Annotated in this window: 15 protein-coding genes and 1 pseudogene; 15 read left to right on the top strand and 1 reads right to left on the bottom strand. The window is 71.4% G+C overall.

What is annotated here, in order from left to right:
- Nucleotides 1-6 precede the first annotated feature (6 nt).
- From ACIQGV_RS18965 to ACIQGV_RS18900, 14 genes and pseudogenes are all read left to right on the top strand, one after another.
- Complete coding sequence (locus ACIQGV_RS18965; protein ID WP_402496171.1) at nucleotides 7-3,822, top strand: AHH domain-containing protein; 3,816 nt, start codon at nucleotides 7-9, stop codon at nucleotides 3,820-3,822.
- The gene (locus tag ACIQGV_RS18960; RefSeq protein ID WP_402496170.1) at nucleotides 3,819-4,328 is read left to right on the top strand and encodes a hypothetical protein; all 510 of its coding nucleotides are present in this window, start codon (nucleotides 3,819-3,821) and stop codon (nucleotides 4,326-4,328) included. The genes ACIQGV_RS18965 and ACIQGV_RS18960 overlap by 4 nt, the downstream gene beginning before the upstream one ends.
- A complete protein-coding gene (locus ACIQGV_RS18955) occupies nucleotides 4,325-4,729 on the top strand; it encodes a hypothetical protein (protein WP_402496169.1) in 405 nt (134 codons plus the stop codon). Before ACIQGV_RS18960 ends, ACIQGV_RS18955 begins: the two co-directional genes overlap by 4 nt.
- Nucleotides 4,720-6,495, top strand: coding sequence for a hypothetical protein (locus ACIQGV_RS18950; RefSeq protein WP_402496168.1), 1,776 nt, complete (start codon nucleotides 4,720-4,722; stop codon nucleotides 6,493-6,495). Before ACIQGV_RS18955 ends, ACIQGV_RS18950 begins: the two co-directional genes overlap by 10 nt.
- Entirely contained in the window at nucleotides 6,495-6,872 is a 378-nt protein-coding gene (locus ACIQGV_RS18945) for a hypothetical protein (RefSeq protein WP_402496167.1), read from the top strand. Before ACIQGV_RS18950 ends, ACIQGV_RS18945 begins: the two co-directional genes overlap by 1 nt.
- A complete protein-coding gene (locus ACIQGV_RS18940) occupies nucleotides 6,872-7,450 on the top strand; it encodes a hypothetical protein (RefSeq protein WP_402496166.1) in 579 nt (192 codons plus the stop codon). Before ACIQGV_RS18945 ends, ACIQGV_RS18940 begins: the two co-directional genes overlap by 1 nt.
- Nucleotides 7,443-8,759 (top strand): baseplate J/gp47 family protein, encoded by a 1,317-nt coding sequence (locus ACIQGV_RS18935; protein WP_402496165.1) that lies wholly within the window; start codon nucleotides 7,443-7,445, stop codon nucleotides 8,757-8,759. Before ACIQGV_RS18940 ends, ACIQGV_RS18935 begins: the two co-directional genes overlap by 8 nt.
- Nucleotides 8,756-12,955, top strand: coding sequence for a LamG-like jellyroll fold domain-containing protein (locus ACIQGV_RS18930; protein ID WP_402496164.1), 4,200 nt, complete (start codon nucleotides 8,756-8,758; stop codon nucleotides 12,953-12,955). The genes ACIQGV_RS18935 and ACIQGV_RS18930 overlap by 4 nt, the downstream gene beginning before the upstream one ends.
- Nucleotides 12,933-13,535, top strand: coding sequence for a hypothetical protein (locus ACIQGV_RS18925; RefSeq protein WP_402496163.1), 603 nt, complete (start codon nucleotides 12,933-12,935; stop codon nucleotides 13,533-13,535). The genes ACIQGV_RS18930 and ACIQGV_RS18925 overlap by 23 nt, the downstream gene beginning before the upstream one ends.
- 14 nt (nucleotides 13,536-13,549) lie before the next feature.
- A complete protein-coding gene (locus tag ACIQGV_RS18920) occupies nucleotides 13,550-15,322 on the top strand; it encodes a hypothetical protein (protein ID WP_402496162.1) in 1,773 nt (590 codons plus the stop codon).
- 20 nt (nucleotides 15,323-15,342) lie between these two features.
- Entirely contained in the window at nucleotides 15,343-15,570 is a 228-nt protein-coding gene (locus ACIQGV_RS18915; RefSeq protein WP_402496161.1) for a hypothetical protein, read from the top strand.
- 32 nt (nucleotides 15,571-15,602) lie between these two features.
- Nucleotides 15,603-16,580, top strand: coding sequence for a hypothetical protein (locus tag ACIQGV_RS18910; RefSeq protein WP_402496160.1), 978 nt, complete (start codon nucleotides 15,603-15,605; stop codon nucleotides 16,578-16,580).
- Nucleotides 16,581-16,799: 219 nt separating this feature from the next.
- A pseudogene (locus ACIQGV_RS18905) lies at nucleotides 16,800-17,156 on the top strand (ATP-binding protein); the annotation flags it as partial.
- Nucleotides 17,157-17,626: 470 nt separating this feature from the next.
- The gene (locus tag ACIQGV_RS18900) at nucleotides 17,627-18,421 is read left to right on the top strand and encodes an SGNH/GDSL hydrolase family protein (RefSeq protein WP_402496159.1); all 795 of its coding nucleotides are present in this window, start codon (nucleotides 17,627-17,629) and stop codon (nucleotides 18,419-18,421) included.
- A gap of 82 nt (nucleotides 18,422-18,503) precedes the next feature.
- Here ACIQGV_RS18900 and ACIQGV_RS18895 read toward each other — a convergent pair whose 3' ends face one another.
- Complete coding sequence (locus ACIQGV_RS18895; RefSeq protein ID WP_402496387.1) at nucleotides 18,504-18,665, bottom strand: helix-turn-helix domain-containing protein; 162 nt, start codon at nucleotides 18,663-18,665, stop codon at nucleotides 18,504-18,506.
- On the opposite strand from ACIQGV_RS18895, the gene ACIQGV_RS18890 reads away from it, so the two are divergent.
- Nucleotides 18,618-19,226 carry an SDR family NAD(P)-dependent oxidoreductase gene (locus ACIQGV_RS18890; protein WP_402496386.1) on the top strand — a complete coding sequence of 203 codons (609 nt, stop codon included), beginning with the start codon at nucleotides 18,618-18,620 and terminating at the stop codon, nucleotides 19,224-19,226. The genes ACIQGV_RS18895 and ACIQGV_RS18890 overlap by 48 nt on opposite strands.
- Nucleotides 19,227-19,315: the final 89 nt, after the last annotated feature.

Genomic DNA, 19,315 nt, shown 5'->3' with positions numbered 1-19,315 from the left:
GCGGGGATGCCACGCATCGTGTGCCACTTCCCGATCACGGTGAGGATCGGTGGAGATCTGACGGAGTCACGGTTCGAGGAACTCGGGCGGGCCGTCGACACGGCGCTCGCCGCTCGGCTGGACTCGGCGCGACGCCGGCTGGACGCCGTCGCCGCGAACCGGACGGACACACCGGTCTGCGAACGGCCGCACCTTCCTGAGTCCGTGGTCTTCAACGGCGACCCCGGGGAAATCCGGCGGACGGAGCTGGAGCGAGTGCTGCTGGCGGCCGTCGCCCGTGCGGTCGCCGCTGCGGAGCCCGCCGGAGGGTGGGCCCCCGCGCCACCGTCGCGGGGAACACCGGTTCCGCCGGGATCCGTCCCGACAGCCGGCACCGCTGCCGGGGAGACCCTGTTCACCGGGAACACCGCGCCCGCCGGGAGCATGGCCGGCACGGCGGCGGCCTCGAATGCCGTGCACGCCGTGGGCGCGGCGGCCGCGTCGGACGCCGACGCGGCCGTCGGCACGGACCGGCACCACGGCGGCCTGCTGTTCTCCATGGCGCTGCCGGGTGAACTCGTGGACGCCGAGGGCCTGCCGGATGTCCCGGCCGGGCAGGAGCCGGTGCCGCCGCGCCGGCCGGCACCGGCTGCGGTGCCCACCGCGTCGGCCCCGCTGGCTGCCGCTCCCTCCGGACCCGCGCCCGCCGGGCCGGAACAGCCCGCCGGCACGCCGTCCGAACCAGAGTCCCCACTCCAGCCTCAGCCTCAGCCTCAGCCTCAGCCTCAGCCTCAGCCTCGGCCCGAGCCCGAGCCCGCGACCTCGGCCGCGACCTCGGCCCGGGCGGACCGGCCAGGAGAGCCGGGGAAGCCGTCGGCGGCAAAGCCCGAGCCTCCCGGACCGCCGGCCGACGAAGTGCCCGAGGGACCCAGCGTGTTCGAGGGGCACGTCGTGATGCACCTGCTCGGCGGCCGGGTGGTCACCGTCGGAGGAGCCGACCGCCACGTCAGGGCCACCAGCATGATCAGGGCCGTCCAGCTGGGTGCGGGGATCTTCGGCACCCGGTCGTTCGTGATTCTGGAGGGTCCGGTGGGGGACCCCGACAGCCGGCTCTGGGCGGCCGCCACCACACCCACGGTCTCGGACCGCGAGCTCAAGCGGATCGCCGAGGCATGGCCGGTCAAGGGCGACGACCTGCAGATGGTCACTCTCGGGGGCGGCGAGGTCCTCAAGAGCCTGGTCGACGAAGCCGGCCGACGCTACGTCGTCCACACGGTCGTCTCCCAGGAGGGGAACTTCCTGGTCCCGGACCCGGACGCCGGTACACGGCTGTCGGAGCGACTGCGCACGGGAGGACCGAAACTGGCGCCCGAGGCAGCCCGCGAGCTGATCTTCGGCGACCTGGACGAACTGGTCGATCAAGTACTGGCCGGAGCCGACGACCGCCTCCAGGAGGCCGCGGACCGTCTGGCGCTCCTCGGCGTGGTCGCCTTCTCCCTCGTGAAGTGGCAGACCAAGACCCGTTACCTGGAGGTCCTCGTCCGGGCCTGGACATGGGAGCAGCACGAACACGCGGTCGTCGAGATCATGCGGTCGCTGGAGAGCGTCGCCGAACTGGACGCCGTACGGGCCGTGCTGATCCAGCACAAGATCGACGAACAGCTCTTCCGGGATGTCGGGGACACTCTGTGGAGCCTGCTCACCACGGTCGGCGAGCGCTTCGGGAATCACCGCCCGCTCACCGTGGCCGAGCTGTCGACGCTGTTCGGCGAGGCGTTCCGGACCCCGCCGGAGGTGCGCGAATCCCTCCGGCGCAGTCTGCTGGAGGGCGAGACGCTACGGCTGGGCCTGTCGGTGCTGCTCCAGATCGAATCGGCGGCGGTGGCGCTGGTGGACATGCTCCTCGGCACGGTCGAGGGGCTGAAGCTGATGGTGACCAAGCCGGCCCAGATGATCGAGGGAATCGGCCAGCTCGGCCGCCTGCTGCTGATGTTCGAGCTCGCCGGTCTCGGGTACCGGCCCGCGCAGGCGGAATGCGCCTTGGCCGTCAAACACATAGGCCCCCAACTGGTCAACGGACTCCAGGGCGCGGCAGTGCTGCACATCGGCGAGAGGGTGACCGCCAAGATCAAATGGGCGATCGTGGTGGAGGTCGGATCCTGGTTCATCGGCTTCGGGGAGATCAAGGCCGCGGCCGCGGCGGTCGGACTCACCGAGAAGCTGGCGCTGGTGCTGCGCATCCTCGCGGCCCTCGGCAAGGCCGCCGCAACGGCGGAGGGCGAAGCCGTCGCGGCACGACTGGTGCGGCTCGCCACCGCGATGCGAGCCGGCAGCGACGTGCTGCGGGCCGTCAAGGAGGACAAGGACGTCCTGGTGCTGCTGTCCCATCTGCCGGTGGAGGACCAGCGGCGGCTGGTCTCGGTCCTGGAGCGGATCGAGGTGAACGAGGGCAGCACGCTGGCCGAGCTGGCCGCGCACCCGGAACTCGGACCCGTCCTCGAGGCGGCGCTGCGCAGGAGCGAGATCCTGCACACCTTCGCCGCGAAGTCGGGCGGTGTGTCGGAGGAGCTGGGCCGCGTGTTCCGCCACCTGGCGAGCCCGCAGGGCTTCGACGACGCGGAACTCGCCAGGCTCGCCGCCGCGCTCGAGGACGGTGAGGGCAGCCTGCTGCTGGCCACGATGGAGCACATCGGACTCGGACGGATCGGGCCGGGCCGCGAGGCCGACATCGGCCTGCTGACCGTGCTCGCGTCGAAGAGGATGCGGATGGACGCGGTCCGGGAGGTCGGCTTCGAGGTGGTCAGGGCGGCCGTCGGCAGGTCCGCGGGAGACGCCGCACTGCTGGACGACCTCCTGCTGGACCTCGCCCGTCTGCAGAACCGGTCCCGGGAGAGCAACCGCACGGCCGAGTACGCCGACCTGCTGTCCCGGCTGTCCCACGACGACCCGGTGGCGTGGAGCCGGATCGCCGGCGGGGCCGCGCTGCGGGCGACGGACCCGACGGGCGGGGTGCAGCGCGCGGCCGTGCTGGAGCGGATCGCCACCCTCCGCGACCTCTACCAGCACGGTGCGACGGAATCGGACGCCGTCAAGCGCATCCTGGACAACCTGGTCCGGCGGTCCCGGAAGGACCCCTGGATGGTGACGGAGATCCTCGACCGGTTCGAGGCCCGGCGCCTGGACCGGGCCGGGAAGTACGCCGACGAAGCGGACCTCGCGGCGGCCTGGAAGGACGCCGAGAAGTGGGCGGGCCACGACGAGAGGGCGCTGCTCCACGAGCCGGACGAGGTGCCACCGGAGGCCCCGAGCCTGAGCGACTTCCGGCACCAGCGCACCTCCGTGCTGAACCGGCCGTCGGAGGAACTCGCGGAGAACATGGCCAGGGTGGGCAACCCGCGCCCGCCGGGCCACGAGACCCATCACATCGTGCCGGAGGGCGACGCGCGCGCCGAGATCGCCCGCCGCATCCTCGACGACGCCGGGATCAACTGGCGCAACGCCCCCGAGAACGGCATCCACCTGCCCCGCACGTCCACGGATCCCCGTACCGTCCCGGAGGCGTACACCCGGCACCCCACGCTGCACACCGACGCGTACTACAAGGAACTGACCCTCCGGCTGATCGAGGCCAAGCACAAGGGCACCGTCCGTCAGACCCTCGCCGCGCTCGAGGAGGAACTGCACAACGGTCGGTTCTTCCACGTCGAGGACAACGCCACCCAGGGGCAGCGGTTCGCCGAACTGCTCATGGAACAGCGGGCGGACGTCGACTGGCTGACGGACGAGGAGTTCCTCGAGATCGTCGAGGCCGCCGACCGCCGTAACCGCAGGAGCACGCCATGAGCGCCGGAGTGAACGTCCCTGTCCTGATCGGCCCAATGCCGCTGCTCACCGTCACCAGTCTGACCCTGAACGAGGGCTACCAGGTGGCCCGGATCGCGGGCAGCAAACTCGCGCAGCTGGTCTCGCCCACCACCCGCACGATCTCGCTCGAAGCGGTGCTGGTCGGAGGAAGCCGGCTCGTCTTCAAGAAGCTGCTGGAGGCGATGGCGCTGACCTCGCGGGCCCTGGCCCCGGCCACCGCGCCCATGATGAACCTCGCCGGACTGCCCGTGGTCTGCGGCATGACGGTCTGCCTCGACATGCAGATCACCAGTCTGCGGTTCACCCAGTCCAACCAGAAGCGCGACGCCCTCGACGTCAGCATCACCCTGGAACACGTTCCGCGTTCCACCCTGACAGCCGTCATCGGAGAGGCCCTGGACATCGCTCTGGCCGCCGGGACGGCGGCCGTCCCCAGCGTCAGCGGGATGGTGCCGGTCGAGCGCCAGCTGGGAGGCACGCTGTGAACGCCCTGGTGTTCCACCGGTTGCCCGTCGCCCCCGACGAGGGCCTGCCCCAGGCGTTCAGCTGTGTCGTCGGCGGGGAGGGGTACGACTTCGCCCTGTACGCCGTCCTGGACGACACCGGCGACGACCCCCCGGGAACCCTGTACGACCTGGCGCCGCCGGCCGCCGTCACCGTCCCGGTCTCACCTCCGGGGTACCTGGTGCTCCGGGTGGCACACCGCGGACCCGACGGCCCCCGCGTGGTCTTCCTGCGCAAACTGGTCCCCGAGCCGGAGCTCGTGCACCACGCCGGCCGGCTGGCGATCCGTCTTCTCGAGGCGAAGCTGGCCCGGGGCAACCTGAACGGCCGCGGACACTACGGCAGCAGCATCGTCGTGGGGGTGGCGCAACGATGGGCGTGATCCTCTGGTACCGGATCGACTTCCCCACCCTGGGGCTGAAAGTGTCCAACGACGTCTCCGGCGGCATGATCCTGTCCGACGCGGAGATCACGGTGAACTTCGGCCTCGGGCAGCCGGCCGACTTCGAAGCCCATCTGTCCGCCCTGCCGCGTTCCGCCCACGAGAAGCTGACCGGAGCGCTCACCGGCGAGCGCGGCACCGCGGGCGGCATCCCCATCGAGATCACTCTCGGCTACCTGGAGAATCCGTTGTCGCGCAAGCCCGTACTCGTCGGACGGGTGGACGCCATCACCGCTTCCAAGCGATTCCCGCCCCTGGGCACGAGACTCACAGGGTACGAGGAGGCGTCGTTCCGCCTGATCACCGTCAGGGTCGACGAGAAGAGCGGCAAGCGCGAGCCGGTCCACTTCTCCAAGGCGCAGTGCACACCCGCCCAAGCCGCCGAGGCCATCGCGGCGGACGCCGACGTGAAGCTCGTCGGGGACGTGACCCCCACCAGCCCCCTGGAACCGAGCATCAGCGCCGACGAGCCGCACGCCTTCGGGCTGCTGGAACGGATCGCCGACCGGTACGGCGCGGAACTCCTGGTGCAGGACGGCGAGGTCCAGTTCGGGACGGCCGTCACCCATCCGAAGACCAGCGGACCGCCGACGCTGCCCGACCTGCCGGCCCTGCTGTCCCTGATCATGCGGGAGGACAGCCTGGTCACCCCCGGCACCAGCACCCGCCTCGCGGAGTTCCAGCCGGTGTCCATCGGAGCCACCGCAAGGCAGCGGGTGACCGTCGACCCGCCGGAGCGCGCCGTGCCGGCCTTCGACTTCACGGCCCTGGGCGCTCCCGGGCTGAGGGCCGGGGAACTCGTCGCGGCGAGCGTCGAGGGCTACCAGAACCCGCTCGAGGGCTACCGCATCATCCAGCTCACACACTCCTTCTCGCCCCGCACCGGCTACGTGTGCACCGGCCGGGCCGCACCCTTCACCAAGAGCGGCGGCAACCGGCGTACCACCGAGACCGTGCGCAAGGGCAGTCCCCTGGCCATCGCCGACGCCATCTCCGCCAAGATCCGCGACACCCACACCGTCACCCCGTCCGTCGACGTCGGCCAGATCCGGGCCGCCGAGCCCGCGGGACGGGTGGCCACCGTGCTCTACGGCCAGGAACCGGGCAAGGCCGTGCCCGCCCCGAGCGTCGACCTGCCGATCGAGCCGGGCGGCCCGGCGCTGTACGACAAGCCGCTCGCCGCACCGTTCGCCTGGCACAAGGTGGGCCTGTCCGTTCCGGTCTACGAGGGCATGCGCACGCTGCTCAACCAGGTGCACGACGACCGCGAGGACACCGTGATCACCGGTTTCCTGTGGGCCAATGACGCGGCGATGGACCGCCCGGCGGCCGAATCCGGAGACTGGTGGCTCTGCCTTCCCACCGAGCTGTCGGCCGGTCCGGATCCCCGGCCCGTCAACAAGGGCGTGAACGACCTCACCACCGCCGACGGGCACCGGGTGGTGGAGGCGATCGGGCTGAAGATCTCCGTCGGGGCCGGCAAGTGCTCCGCGGTCGGCGAGCGGCCCACGCCCGGACCCGCCGAGGAACTTCTGCTGAGCCACAGCTCGGGAGCCCAGGTCCGGTTCGACAAGGACGGCAACATCACCCTGTCCGCGGGGCCCGGCAAGAACGTCGAAGTCTCGGCGAGCGGCGGCGAGATCTCGCTCAGCGCAGGCGGCGCGACCCTCACCGTGGGAAAGAAGGGAAAGGTGGAGATCAGCTGATGGCACTCGTTCTCGTGGAAGGCGCCGTCCTCATGTGCTCCCACCAGGGCCGGCTCCGGCTGACCGGCGCCGACCCGCACCTGACGGTGAGCGGCAAGGGCGTGCTCACCGCCGGAGCGGAGGCCGGAGCCGTCTTCGGATCCGCCGCACAACCGGTACCCGGCATGATCGCTCCCTGCGCCTGCGTCGACCCCAGCGGCCGCCCGGCCCCGTGCGTCACGACGGCCACCCTGCCGCCCGGCCTGTCGCTCAAGCTGTCGGTCGGCGGCCGACCGGTGCTGCTGGCCGGCGCACAAGGAATCACCGTCCCGCCGGGGGCCCCGCCGGGCACCTGGAGCGTCGCCGATCCGGGACAGAAGCTCCTGGAGGCGATCTGATGAGCATCCCCGGCACCGGCCCGGTCCGGGGTGCTGTCCCCGGCCTCGGCCAGGACTTCGGTCTCGATCTCGGCGGCCTCGGGTTCACCCTGCCCGGAGCGGCCCTCCCCGACCCGGCGGGCGCACCCGGCCTGGGGCACAGCCTCGCCGTCGACGACGGGGATCTCGTCATCGACGCCGGCACCGGCGGTCCGGCGACCGTCGAGGGCCCGGACGCCCTGACACAGGCCCTGACGCTGACCGTGGAGACCCAGCTGGGCAGCGACCGGCTCCACACCACGTTCGGTTTCGACCGTCTCGCGGTGGGCCGATACCCGATGAGCCGCCTCGCGCGCAAGGAGTACATCCGGCTGGAACTCGTGCGCTGCCTGGCCACCGATCGGCGCGTCACCGACATCCGCGAGGTGTTCTTCGAGGACGACCCGCGCTTCTTCGAACTCCGGCCCCGGGCCGACAGGACGGCCGGCTCGCGCCCCGTGGACGATGTCCGGTCCAGCCGGTCCCACACGGCCTACGTGATCATCGAAACCGTCGCCGGTGACACGCTGACACTCCGGTCAGGAGGACGCCTTGAGTGACCACGACCCCTATGGCGTGACCGCGGACGGTTTCGTGCTCAAGGGCATCGACCGCATCGTCGCCGACCAGCAGAGCCGCGCCCGGGCCATGTTCGGCGACGACGTGGACCTCACGTCGGGCAGCCCGCTGCGCAAGATTCTCGACGCCGCCGCCGTACACGTGCACGAACTGTGGCAGGGCCTGGAGAGCCAGTTCTACGCCAACTTCGGCACCACCGCCCAGGGCGCGGCGCTCGATCTCCTCGGTACCGACCTCGGAGTGCCGCGCCGCCGGCTCCAAGCCACCGGCGAGGTGGAACTCTCCCTCACCGATGCCCCGCCCGACCGGCCGATGACGCTGCCCCCGGGCACCGTCATCGAGACGGAGGAACCACCCAGGAAGCATGTGCGGCTCCTCACCCCAGTCGTGCTGAGGACCGGCACGCAGCCGGTGCGCGCGGGTGTCCGTGCTGTCGAGCGCGGCCCCGACGGCGATCTGCCGGCCGCCCGGAAACTGCGGATCGAGCCCGTCTGGGCCCGTACACACCTCAACCTCGGACCTGCCCGTGTCGAGGTGACCAACCCCGAGGCCATCGCCGGCGGGGAACTGTTCGAACCCGACGACGTCTACCGCGCGCGGCTGCTCGGCGTCCCCCGCACCCTGTGGACCCAGGACGCTCTGGTGGCCCGGATCCTGGACCTTCCGGGCGTCCGCGACGCGGCGGTCTTCGACCCGCTCGGCGGCGTGGATCCCTCGGACGGCCGGTTCAGCAGCTACCGCTTCGGACAGCGCGTCTTCTCGCCCAGCCGCCAGACCGGATCCCCGTACCATTTCGACGTCGTGGTGGCCGTCGAGCCGGGCTGGCCGTGGTTCAGGGCGGAGGGCGCCATCCCGGCCGTGCACGACGCCGTGACGGACGTCGTGCGCCAGTGGCGGCCGGTGTCGGTCTTCCCCCGCGTCAAGCCGGCCAACCAGGTCGACGTCGGCATCCGGGCCACTCTGGTGACCGATGCCGGACACGACGCGGACGCCATCAGGGGCCAGCTCCTGGCCGCCCTGCACGAAGGTGTGGACCGGCTTCGGCTGGGCCGTGCCGTACTGCACTCGGACGTCGTCCTGACCGCCCGGTCCACTCCGGGAGTGGTCGACGTGCAGAACCTCCGACTGCGCCGCAAGGCCCCGGCGTTCGGCGGCGTCATCCACCGCGGGGCGGTGTTCGGCAGCGCGCAGGAGCTCTCCGTCGGAGAGAACCTGCGGCTGGAGGCCGACGAGGTCGCCCGCTTCGCGATAGACAGCCCACTGATCGACATCCAGGTCTCGAAGCCATGACCACCGACTTCCTCGACATCATGCAACGCGGCCTCACCCCGGCCTACGGCCGGGGACTGGAACGGCTCGACATCGCGCTCGAACCGGTCCCCGGGACGCGGACACTGCTCGCCGCGTACAGCTTCCAGGAGTACCTGAACCGGTACGGGAGGCTCCCGGACTCGCCCCGTTACCTCCTGGCCCCCCGGCAGGAGCCCGCCGAGCCGCTCGCGGTCCGCGTGTTCTTCACCCGGAGCACGCCCCGGGCCGGGACGCCCGAGGAGTCCGTCGACGTGGCGGTCCCCGCCGGCTGGCCCGCGGACCGGACCATCGCCGTGCCTCTCCCCGCCCGGGCAGGAGAGCGGACCCACCAGTGGACACTCACCCGCGTGGAGCCGCTGGCCCCGGCCCCGCCGTCGGCGGACGCCTGGCACCTCACCGCGCTGCTCGGCAACCTCGTCAAGGTCCTGTGGGTCATCGGGCACGACTACGAGGACCTGACCGGACGCCTCACCGAGGTCACCGAGCAGCGCAGTGCCCGCACCGCACACGGCGCCAGCCTGGACCTGCTGGGTCTGGACCTGGGGGCTCCCCGCTTCCCGCCCCGGCCGCACACCTGGGACGAGGACACCGTGGCCCTCTACCACCTGGACGAGAAGGCCGGACAGGACGCCGCCGTGGTCAGTGCCGGCGAGCGGTTCGGCGCCCCCGCCCACCGTTGCACCAACACGGGTGCGCGCGGCGGGCGTACGGGCCGCTTCTCACGGGCCTTCGCCTTCACCGGCTCCGCCCGCGTCACCCTCGACACCGATTCCCCGGACTTCGCCGCGGGGCCGGACGTCTCTCTCACCGTCGAGGCGGTCGTCCGCCCGGAGACCGGAGCCACCAGGACCGGCGCGGTCGTCGCCAAACGTGCCGTGCTGAACGCGGCGGCCTCACCCGGCTGGGCCCTGACCATCGGCCTGTTCAGGGAGATCGACCGCAACATGCGCTTCTCACTGGCCGACGGCGAGGGCCGGACGGTGGAGCTGTACGTGGACCGGGCCCTGGGCGACGGTGCCTTTCACCACGTGGCCGCGGTCGTCGAGCGGCTGCCGTCCCCCGGCGGAGTGTCCTCGGGGCCACCGCCCGCCCTGATCAGACTGCACCTCGACGGCGACGAGGTGGTCAGACGGCGCGTGACACAGCTGGGCGACCTCACCAGCCCCCAACCGCTCACCTTCGGCCAGGGCCAGGAAGCGGCGCCCGACGGGACCACCACCCTCGCCCAGTTCACCGGCCTGCTGGAGGAAGTGCGCGTCTCGCGCACCGCACGCACCTCGTTCGCGCCGGTGACGGGGGAGGGCGACGAGCACTACCGGGCGCGCCTGCGCCTGTTCCAGCGCTGGCTCGTACCCACCAGGGACGGCCTCGAACAGGCCCTCAACGAGACGGTCAAGGATGCGGGACCCCTCACGGACGACCCGCGCCTGACCGCCGACCCGGCACCGTTCGAGGTGCACGAAGCGGAAGGCGGCCCGACGGACGGCTCGCTGACGCTGCGCGTCCTGCCGGCCCCCCTGCGGCGGGGCCAGGGCATCGCCGCGGACGGTGACCTCGGCGGCGACGAGGCACAGGCGGTCGGGACCGTGGACGAGGAGGGCGACTTCGACGACGTCTGGCTGTGCCGGTACACAGGCGAGGACCGGGCCCGTCTGACGTTCGGTCCCGGCGACCGCGACCGGCTGATGCAGATCGGCGTCAAGGAGGCCCTGGATTCCCTTGTGCGGCGGGTCGAGCCGCTCCGGGCGGAGCGGCCCGGCACACTGCACGTCCTGCGTGCCCATGACCCGGCCGCCACCGACCTGTACAGAGTCGGGCGGGCGCTGCTCCTGCGCCACGACATCCTCCCTCCCGGCGAACTCGCCGTGGAGGCCCACGCCGCCGGTTTCGGCTGGGTGCACCACACGCTGGACGGCCTCGTCCATGTCGCCCAGCCGACCGGTCCGGCCTTCCGTGTCGTCACCGGCAAGGCCGCGCCCGATCCCCTGCCGGGCACGGACGTACCGGCCGGGGGCCGACTGGCCCTCACCCTGGAGCCGCGGCCTGCCCGGTCGGCCGGCGCACAGGTCACCTGGACGGTCACCCGCTCCGGCGCGGGGGACGCGACAGTGAGCCAGGGCGTCCCGGCCCGGCTGGACGCCCACGCCGCGGGAGAGGTGACGGTCCAGGCCGAGGTGACACACGCCGGCCACACCGCAGGGGCCGGCCGGGTCGTGCGCATCGGCCTCTCCGGCACCGGCCTCGCCGCCGGGCAGTCGATCAGCCGCGAGGGTTTCGCCGGCGCCGGTGCGGAGGCCGCCGAAGGACGGTCCGCGGACGGCTTCGACCCGAGTCACCTCCTCACACGCACCGACGACCTGTCGACCCCACCGCGGGCGGTCGACTACGGCACCGGGACAGGCAACCGGCGGATGCAGCCCGCGGCGTCCCGAGCCCTGGACCGGCTGCTCGACCAGTTCGAGGGCACCCCCGTCACCGTCCGTGTCCTCAGGGCTTTCGACCCCGAGGGCCCCGGTCCCTTCCGTGAGGGCAGGACCCTGGAACTGGCCGGCTCCTCCGTGACCGGACCGGTCCTGGCGGCTCACGCCTTCGCGGCCGGGTTCGACCACGTCGCCGTACCGGCCGCCGGCACGTCCCCGGAACTCACCGGGAACCGCATAGAGGCCACGGTGGCGGGCGACGACCAGGTGGAGCTGAGCGGTCCCACCGAGATCCGTGTCGAGGAGACGACGGCGCTCACCGCCCTCGGTCACGCCGAGCCCGTCGACGCCTGCTTCGACGACGAGGGCGCTCGGCTCTACCTCTCCCTCCGGGGCAGCCACCGCGTGACGTCCTTCGCCGTCGAGGCCGAACGCGACGAAGACGTACCGGTTCTCTCCCTGACACGATCGGAACCGGTCATACCGTTTCCCGGCCCGCTCGCTTTCGCCGGCGGACGGCTTTATGTGGCCCACGAGCGGTCCGGCACGGTCCAGGCCCTCGACCCGGTGACGCTCGCCCCGGCAGCCGTCGCCCTCACCGGGCCGCGCCCCGTCGCACTGGGCACGGACGGCGAACGGCTGTACGTCGCCTATGCCGACGACAGCACCGTGCGCGCGTACGACCCGCAGTCCGGCGCGCAGACCGCCGACGTGTCCCTGGCGGCGGTCCCCCGTGCGCTCGCGGTCGCGCCGAACGGCCAACACCTCGTGGCCGTGCTCGAAGGCGGCCGGATCCAGTGGCTCGACCCGCAGGGACTCGCCCCGCGGAACGAGCCGGTCGACACCGGTGCCGTCGACACGCCCGCCGCGGTCTTCTCGCCGGACGGCACGCGGCTCTACGTCGCCTGCGTCCTCGAGGCCCCGGCGACGGGACGTACCGGCGCCGTCCAACGGTACGAGGTCGACGCCAGGGCCCCCGAGGCGACCATCGACCGCTTCCCGCGCGGCACGCTGCCCGTCGCGCTGCGGACCGTCCCGGACGCCGCCTTCGTGTACGTGGCCACCGCCGGCACCGGCTTCGCGGCCGGGCGCGTCCACCTGATCGACGCGGCGACCGGCACCCTGCTGCCCACCGTGTTCGCCCCGGGCGGGGACTGCCCGGCGCTCGCGCCCAGTCCGGGCGCGGCACGGTACCGGCCGAGCCTGCTGGCAGCACCGCGGCAGGAGGCGGCCGTGCTGCTCGCCGACCCCGCGCCCGTCACCGAGACCCCTGCACGGCCGCCCCGCCTGGTCTCCCGGCGGCCTCTGGGGCCCGGGGGCGAGCAGGAACTGGCCTGGTGGACGGCGTCGGAGGGCCCGGGACTGGTCGAACTCCCCTCGACTCACCGCCCCCTCGTCCGCGTCGAGGGCCTGGCACCGGGCCTCGTCCCGGTCCGGGCCGGCTACTTCGACGTGAACAGGCTGCGACCCCATCAGTGCGAGGTGCGGCTCAACCCCGGGCTGGAGGCGCTGCCCGACCTACGGATCAGCAAGGACCGCTATGACCTGCTGCTGAACATCCTCAACTGGTTCCACCCGGTGGGGGTGGAGATGCGGACCCGGAATCTGCGCCGGCATGTGCCGGAACTGTCCGGAGCGGACGCCGACTCCATGCCCGCCTACACCTTCCCCACCTACCGCACGGCTGACCGCCACCCCTCCCGACACACCCACCCGGACAAGGACGAGGGCGATGACTTCTCCATACGTCCCTAACTTCTCCCACACCGACTGGATCGACAACCAGGACCGGGTCCAGGCCGGCGGCCCGAGCGGCTTCAACGCACGGTTCCACGACCTCACAGCGGAGTTCACCTCGCTGGCGGACGTCATCAACCCGCTGATCGAGGCGCTGTCTCCCGCCGAGTCCTTCCTCACCCTGATGCCGGTCCTCGCCCCTCGCCGCCTTCCCCTCGGGGCAGCGGACACGGAGGGCGGCTGGAAGCTCGTCGGCGACAGTGCGCAGAAGCCGGCGGGCCCACGGGAGGCCCACGGCATCATGAACGTGGTGCTGCCCGACGGGGCGGAGATCAAGTCGCTGAAGGTCCTGGGCGAGGCGGGATCGACCTCCGGGGCCCTGCCCACGGTCCGCCTGCAGCGACGCGCACTGGACGGCAACACGGCTGACGAGATCGTTGTCGCACCCGCCTTCGGCCAGGAGTTCCTGCCGACGGACGAGCATGTCGTCAGGAACCGGACGCACCGGCACTTCATCACGGCCGACATCGCCGAGGCGCCCAACGACGTGGTGACGTTGTTCTGTTTCCAGATCATGTACCGGACCCGGACGAACTGAAGGAGGAGATCACGATGGCGCCCATCGGTCCCCCCGGCACCCAGGACGGTGTCAGCGGCTTCGACCCGACGGGGGAGAGCCCCGCGCTGAAGTTCGGCGTATGGGGAGACACTTCCAAAGGCCATGCCGTCATCGGCAGCAGCGGCAAACCCGACACCGGCGCAGGCGTGTTCGGTGTGAACGTCACCACCAGCGGCTTCGGGGTGCTGGGTCAGGTCAACGGCGACAAAGCGGCCGGGGTCGCGGGCATCGGACCCACGGGTACGGGCGTCTCGGGCACCAGTGCCAGTGGTACAGGCGTCTCGGGCGTCAGCACCAGTGGTACGGGCGTCTCGGGCACCAGCACCAGCGGTACGGCCGTCAAAGCCTCCAGCCCCGAAGGCGTCGGGCTTCGTGCGGAAGGCGCCACCGGCGTGTTCGCGTCCGGTGCCGGGGGAGTCGGCCTCCGTGCGGAGGGTGACACGGGCGTGGTCGCGTCCAGCGCGGGTGGCATCGGGCTTCGTGCGGAGGGTGACACGGGCGTGGTCGCCTCCAGCGCGGGTGGCGTCGCGCTCCGTGCGGAAGGGGCCACCGGTGTGGTCGCCTCCAGCCCCGAAGGCGTCGCGCTCCGCGCGGAAGGCGACATCGGCATCGTCGCCTCCGGCACCCGGACAGCGGCGCACTTCACCGGTGCGGTCGGGATCGGCACCGACAGTCCGTCGGCCGTGCTGGAGATAGACGGCGGCGCGTTCGACGAGGTGGCCCTGCTGCTGTCGTCCTCCGAATCGTCGCTGGGATCGAGGATGGAACTGAGCAACACGGCATCCCAGGACTGCCACTTCGGGATGTTCGCCGGGACCGACGGAAGATGGCACTTCACCGATGTGCTCGCGGACTCCGACCGGATGGTGATCGACCCCAACGGCATGATCGGCATCGGGACCGCATCCCCGCGGGAACATCTCCACGTCATGGGCTCGATAACCAGTGCGGGACCTCTGGCAGGGTTCTCGTTCACGGACCGCAAGGCCACCCAGTTCGTCGGGAACCCCGGTAACCAGGGCAGTCGTTGGGTGTGGTACGCGTTCGAGGGCAGCGCGCGGCTGTGGTCGGGCACCGACCGGCTGTCGGTCCACTCCGGGGAGGGCGGCGGTCTGGACGTGGCCCGCCGCATGCGCGTCCGGAAGGGCAACGACGGCTCAGCGGGAATCTGGTTCCACCAGGACGGCAAGGGCGACCGGGCGTTCGTCGGGATGTCCGGCGACGACACCGTGGGCTTCTTCGGAGTCGGCGCCGTGCAATGGGGCATGCAGATGCACGTGGACACCGGCGCGACGACGTTCGTCGGCCACCTCAGCAAACCCAGCGGCGGCTTCAAGATCGATCACCCCCTGGACCCGGCCGGCAAGTATCTGTCGCACTCCTTCGTCGAGTCACCCGGGATGACCAACTTGTACGACGGGACCGTCGTCACCGACGAGAACGGCGACGCGACCGTCGTTCTCCCCGACTACTTCGAGGCGCTCAATCGCGACTTCCGCTACCAGCTGACGCCGATGGGCGAGCCCGCACTGGCCGCGGTGACCGGCGAGATCCGCGACAACAGCTTCACCATCCGCACGGACAAGCCGGGAGTCAGGGTGTGCTGGCAGGTGACCGGCGTGCGGCAGGACGCGTGGGCCAAGGCGCACCCGATCATCCCCGAGGTGGAGAAGCCGGAAGCCGAGCGGGACCGTTACCTGTGCCCCGAGGTCCACGGACAGCCGGCCGACAAGAGTGTTTTCGCTGTCGTCACGGCAGCCGGATGACTCCGGAGAGGGAGACGACCATGCAGGTACAGATGCAGGAGCGGCTCGCCGGTCTCAGGCAGGACTTCGAGAAGGGCGAGCACCAGCTGCAGGGGCTGGTTCAGCAGGAGACGGTGCTCAGGGAATCACTGCTGCGCGTCAGCGGCGCGATCCACATCCTGGAGGAGCTGCTGAGCGCCGATCAGGAGAACACCGCGTACGAGGAAACCGCCGGGGTCACCCGCACCCGAGCCGACGGGCAGCGCTAGCAGGCATCCCTCGCGACGGAAGGGGCATCGCGATGGACAACGACAGGGACGTGGCCGGTCAGCGAAGGTCCGCCTGGTGCGCGCGGCTCGGCGCCCATATCGCGGAACTCCAGTCACAGATCAACAGAATGGTGAAGCTCGGCCTGTCACCCGCCGACGCCGAGGTGGCGGCGAAAGCCGAGGAACAACTCGCTTCGGCGCGGCAGGCGTTGAGCGAGAGGCAGAGATTCCTCAAGCGCATCACCGGACTGTACGCGGACGCGGCCCTGGCCAACGTCCATGAGGCGGAGGTCGAGATTCTGCAGCTGCTGCCGGCCGGCGAGCTGGGGTGGCGCGGCCCGCGGATCGTCACGCAGGCCCGTCTGCATCTGGCCGCGGACGATCAGCGCCTGGCGGACCTGGAGGCGGCGCTGAAGCGCAACGGCAACCTCCTCACCCCTGACCTGAGGGATCTGGCCGTGAGCACCCTCCACGCGGCGCAACAGGCGGAGGAGCAGGAGCGAGCGAGAGCGCGCAGTTTCACCCAGATCGTCGCGGCCTCCATCGTGATCATGACCGTCATCGCGGCGTTGTTCGCCGTGTGGGGCTATGCCGTCCCCGGAGTCGCGGAGAAATTCTGCTTTACCCCACCGGAAGGAATGGTCTGTCCCATCGGACACTCGGCCCAGGGCAGCGACCTGCTTCTGGTGCTGTTCATCGGCGCGCTCGCCGCCGCGCTCGCCGGTGCCGTGTCACTGCGGACGATGCACGGCACGGCCGGGCCCTACCGCATCGCGGTACTGCTGCTCGTGCTGCGCCTGCCGGTGGGAGCGCTGAGCGCGGCCCTGGGCATTCTGCTGATCAGCGGTGAATTCCTGCCGGGTCTGAGCAGCCTGGACAGCGAGGCCCAGATCGTCGCCTGGGCGGCCGCGTTCGGAATACTCCAGGAGACGGTGACCCGCGCGGTCGACAAACAGGGCCAGCTCGTTCTGGACAACGTCAGGGCACCTGCCCGGGGTTTCGAGCCCTGATGAGGGACGTGCAGGGCTCGGAGCCAGGCCGGCCGGCGCCGGGGAAACGCCGTGGGTGTGTGATGTGCCCCGGCCTGCGCGGGGTCGAGTTGCCGGAGTCCAGGCGATCGAGGGGGCTGTCCTCGGCTCGAACTCGGCTCGAACTCGACCGGTCGTCGCAGCACCGGTTCCGGGGAGGGCTTCGCGGCAGTCGATGACGGTGCCGATGCCGGCCACTGCCTGCCCGTCTCGCAGCGCGCCATGGACCTCATCCAGCTGGTGGTCAGCGAGCTGGTCACCAACGCCCGCAAGTACGCCTCCGGTCCGGTTCTGCTGGACCTGCGCATCGTCGGGGACGCGGTGGAAGTCGTGGTCCGGGACTCGGACCCGGCCGCGCCCGTCGCATGGGCCGCCGACGTCGGCCGGGTGGGACAACACGGCCTGGAGATCGTCATGGCCGTCGCCGAAGCCTTCGAGGTGCGGCGCGAACCGGCCGGCAAACGCATCACCGCCCGCATCGCCCTGACCGACGGTCCCGCAGGCGCCGCAGCCCGCCCGCCGCTGGAGGACAGCCGTACGCCCCCGGCTCACCCATGACGCGGCCGCACGGTGCCAGGTCAGGGGCGCGTGCAGCTCCTCCCGCAGGACGTCGGGCAGCGCCGTGCCCTGAGCGTGCTCGAGGACCTGTTCCGCGACCGCGGACTTTGGTGCACCCGCCCTGGCTCCCCGTCGGCATGCAGCCGGTACAGCACCACGCAGTTCGCGCCGGAGGCCCGGGCCCGCTGGGCGTGGCGGCGGAGGGCGCCCGGACAGTGGTGCTCGCAGCGGAGGCGAACCGCCGGCTCCCGGGCGGAAAGCGGGGCCGGCCGAGGAGCTCCAAGGCCGTGGGGCCCTTCATGCCGTCGCGCCGTCTACGCGCGATGCACACAAACCCACACTGACCCACTCGTACACGCAACAGGATTCAACAATTTTACGTTCACACATCTATCCGCCGGCGGCATCTCACCTCTACAACATGGCATGCACGTGTCAGCTGTGTTGCTTCGTCATTTCGTGGAGGCACCGTGAGACCCGCACGTCTTCTGTACGCGCTCTTGTCGGCGATCCTGCTCACCTTCGGCGCCGTGATCGGGGCAAGCCCCGCTTCCGCCGCCACCGGCCCCTATGCCGCACTCGGTGACTCGTACTCATCGGGCGAGGGAACCGGCAACTACATCAGTTCCAGCGGCTCGTGCCGTCGCAGCCCGAACGCCTACCCCCAGCTGTGGGCGTCGGCCAACTCCCCGTCCTCGTTCGCCTTCGTCGCCTGCTCCGGCGCCACGACCCAGGACGTGATCAACAACCAGCTCGGCGCGCTCAACGGAGCCACCTCACTGGTGACCGTCAGCGCCGGCGGCAACGACGCCGGCTTCGCCGGCGCGATGCAGACCTGCGTGCTCCAGGGCACCGACGCCTGCCTCACCGCGGTCGACAACGCCAAGACCTTCGCCACGAACCAGCTGCCCGCACGCCTCAACTCGCTCTACACCCAGATCCGCAACCGGGCGCCCAACGCCCGCGTCGTCGTCCTCGGCTACCCGCACCTGTACAAGATCGGCGGATCCTGCTCCTTCGGGATCAGCGACACCAGCCGCAACGCCATCAACAGCGCCGCCGACACCATCGACTCCGTCACCTCCGGGCGCGCTTCAGCCCACGGATTCGCCTTCGGCGACGTACGCGGCATCTTCACCAACCATGAGATCTGCTCCGACGACTGGTGGCTGAACAGCACGCGCCTCGCCGTGCACGAGAGCTACCACCCCAACGCCAAGGGCCACTCCCTGGGGTACCTGCCCACCCTCTTCGCCAAGGACTGACAGCAAGTTCCCGATGCGGACGGCCGTCTGAACCACCCGGCGTGCGGACTTCGCCGCCCGGGGGGGGGCGTCGCCACAGTGATCACGCAGGGGTGGGGTGGCCGGCGTTGCGTGCGGCGTCCGGGGTGAGCCCGGTCCAGCGGCGGAAGGCCCGGTAGAAGGAGTTGGTGTCGTCGTAGGCGAGGAGGTAGGCGACCTGGGAGGTGGGGAGGGAGCGGTCCGCGAGGTAGCGGCGGGCTCGCAGGACGAGGCCCGCCGCCAGTTCGACGTCAACGTCTTCGGCGCCGTCCGCCTGACCCAGCTCGCCCTGCCGCACATGCGTGCCCGGCGCAGCGGTACGGTCGTCAACATCACCTCCATGGGCGGGAAGATCTACACCCCGCTGGGCGGCTGGTACCACGGCACCAAGTTCGCCCTCGAAGCCCTCAGCGACTGCCTGCGGATCGAGGTCAAGCCCTTCGGTGTCGACGTCGTCGTCATCGAACCCGGCGGGATCCGCACCGAGTGGAGCGGCATCGCCGCCGACCATCTGGAGAAATCCTCCGCCGCGGGTGCCTACGCCGACCAGGCCGAGGCCGTCGCCGCCTCCATGCGCTCCGAGACCATGGCCAGACGCATGTCCCCGCCCACCGTCATCTCCGACGCCGTCGGCAAGGCCGTCACGGCCCGCCGGCCCAGGACCCGCTACGCCACCGGCTTCGGCGCACGCCCGCTCATCGGCCTGCGGCGCTTCCTGCCCGACCGCGCCTTCGACGCCCTGGTCTTCCGGTCCGTAGGCGTTCCCCGCCGGTCCCCGGGACGGTGAGCCGGGAGCGGCCCCACGCCGCGGGCCGCGGGCGGCCCGGACCGCGGCGACGCCTGCACCGCACCCCGCCGTCACCCTGCACAATGAAC

Source organism: Streptomyces sp. NPDC093094 (assembly GCF_044754345.1).
GTDB lineage: Bacteria > Actinomycetota > Actinomycetes > Streptomycetales > Streptomycetaceae > Streptomyces.
Note: the sequence above shows the minus strand (reverse complement) of the source record. Positions and strands in the feature narration are given on the sequence as shown.

Bases quoted from the DNA above. Each gene is read 5' to 3' on its own strand.
- ACIQGV_RS18915 (WP_402496161.1), top strand. From the start codon at position 15,343: ATGCAGGTACAGATGCAGGAGCGGCTCGCCGGTCTCAGGCAGGACTTC.
- ACIQGV_RS18960 (WP_402496170.1), top strand. From the start codon at position 3,819: ATGAGCGCCGGAGTGAACGTCCCTGTCCTGATCGGCCCAATGCCGCTG.
- ACIQGV_RS18965 (WP_402496171.1), top strand. From the start codon at position 7: ATGCCACGCATCGTGTGCCACTTCCCGATCACGGTGAGGATCGGTGGA.
- ACIQGV_RS18910 (WP_402496160.1), top strand. From the start codon at position 15,603: ATGGACAACGACAGGGACGTGGCCGGTCAGCGAAGGTCCGCCTGGTGC.
- ACIQGV_RS18925 (WP_402496163.1), top strand. From the start codon at position 12,933: ATGACTTCTCCATACGTCCCTAACTTCTCCCACACCGACTGGATCGAC.
- ACIQGV_RS18945 (WP_402496167.1), top strand. From the start codon at position 6,495: ATGGCACTCGTTCTCGTGGAAGGCGCCGTCCTCATGTGCTCCCACCAG.
- ACIQGV_RS18920 (WP_402496162.1), top strand. From the start codon at position 13,550: ATGGCGCCCATCGGTCCCCCCGGCACCCAGGACGGTGTCAGCGGCTTC.
- ACIQGV_RS18930 (WP_402496164.1), top strand. From the start codon at position 8,756: ATGACCACCGACTTCCTCGACATCATGCAACGCGGCCTCACCCCGGCC.
- ACIQGV_RS18940 (WP_402496166.1), top strand. From the start codon at position 6,872: ATGAGCATCCCCGGCACCGGCCCGGTCCGGGGTGCTGTCCCCGGCCTC.
- ACIQGV_RS18950 (WP_402496168.1), top strand. From the start codon at position 4,720: ATGGGCGTGATCCTCTGGTACCGGATCGACTTCCCCACCCTGGGGCTG.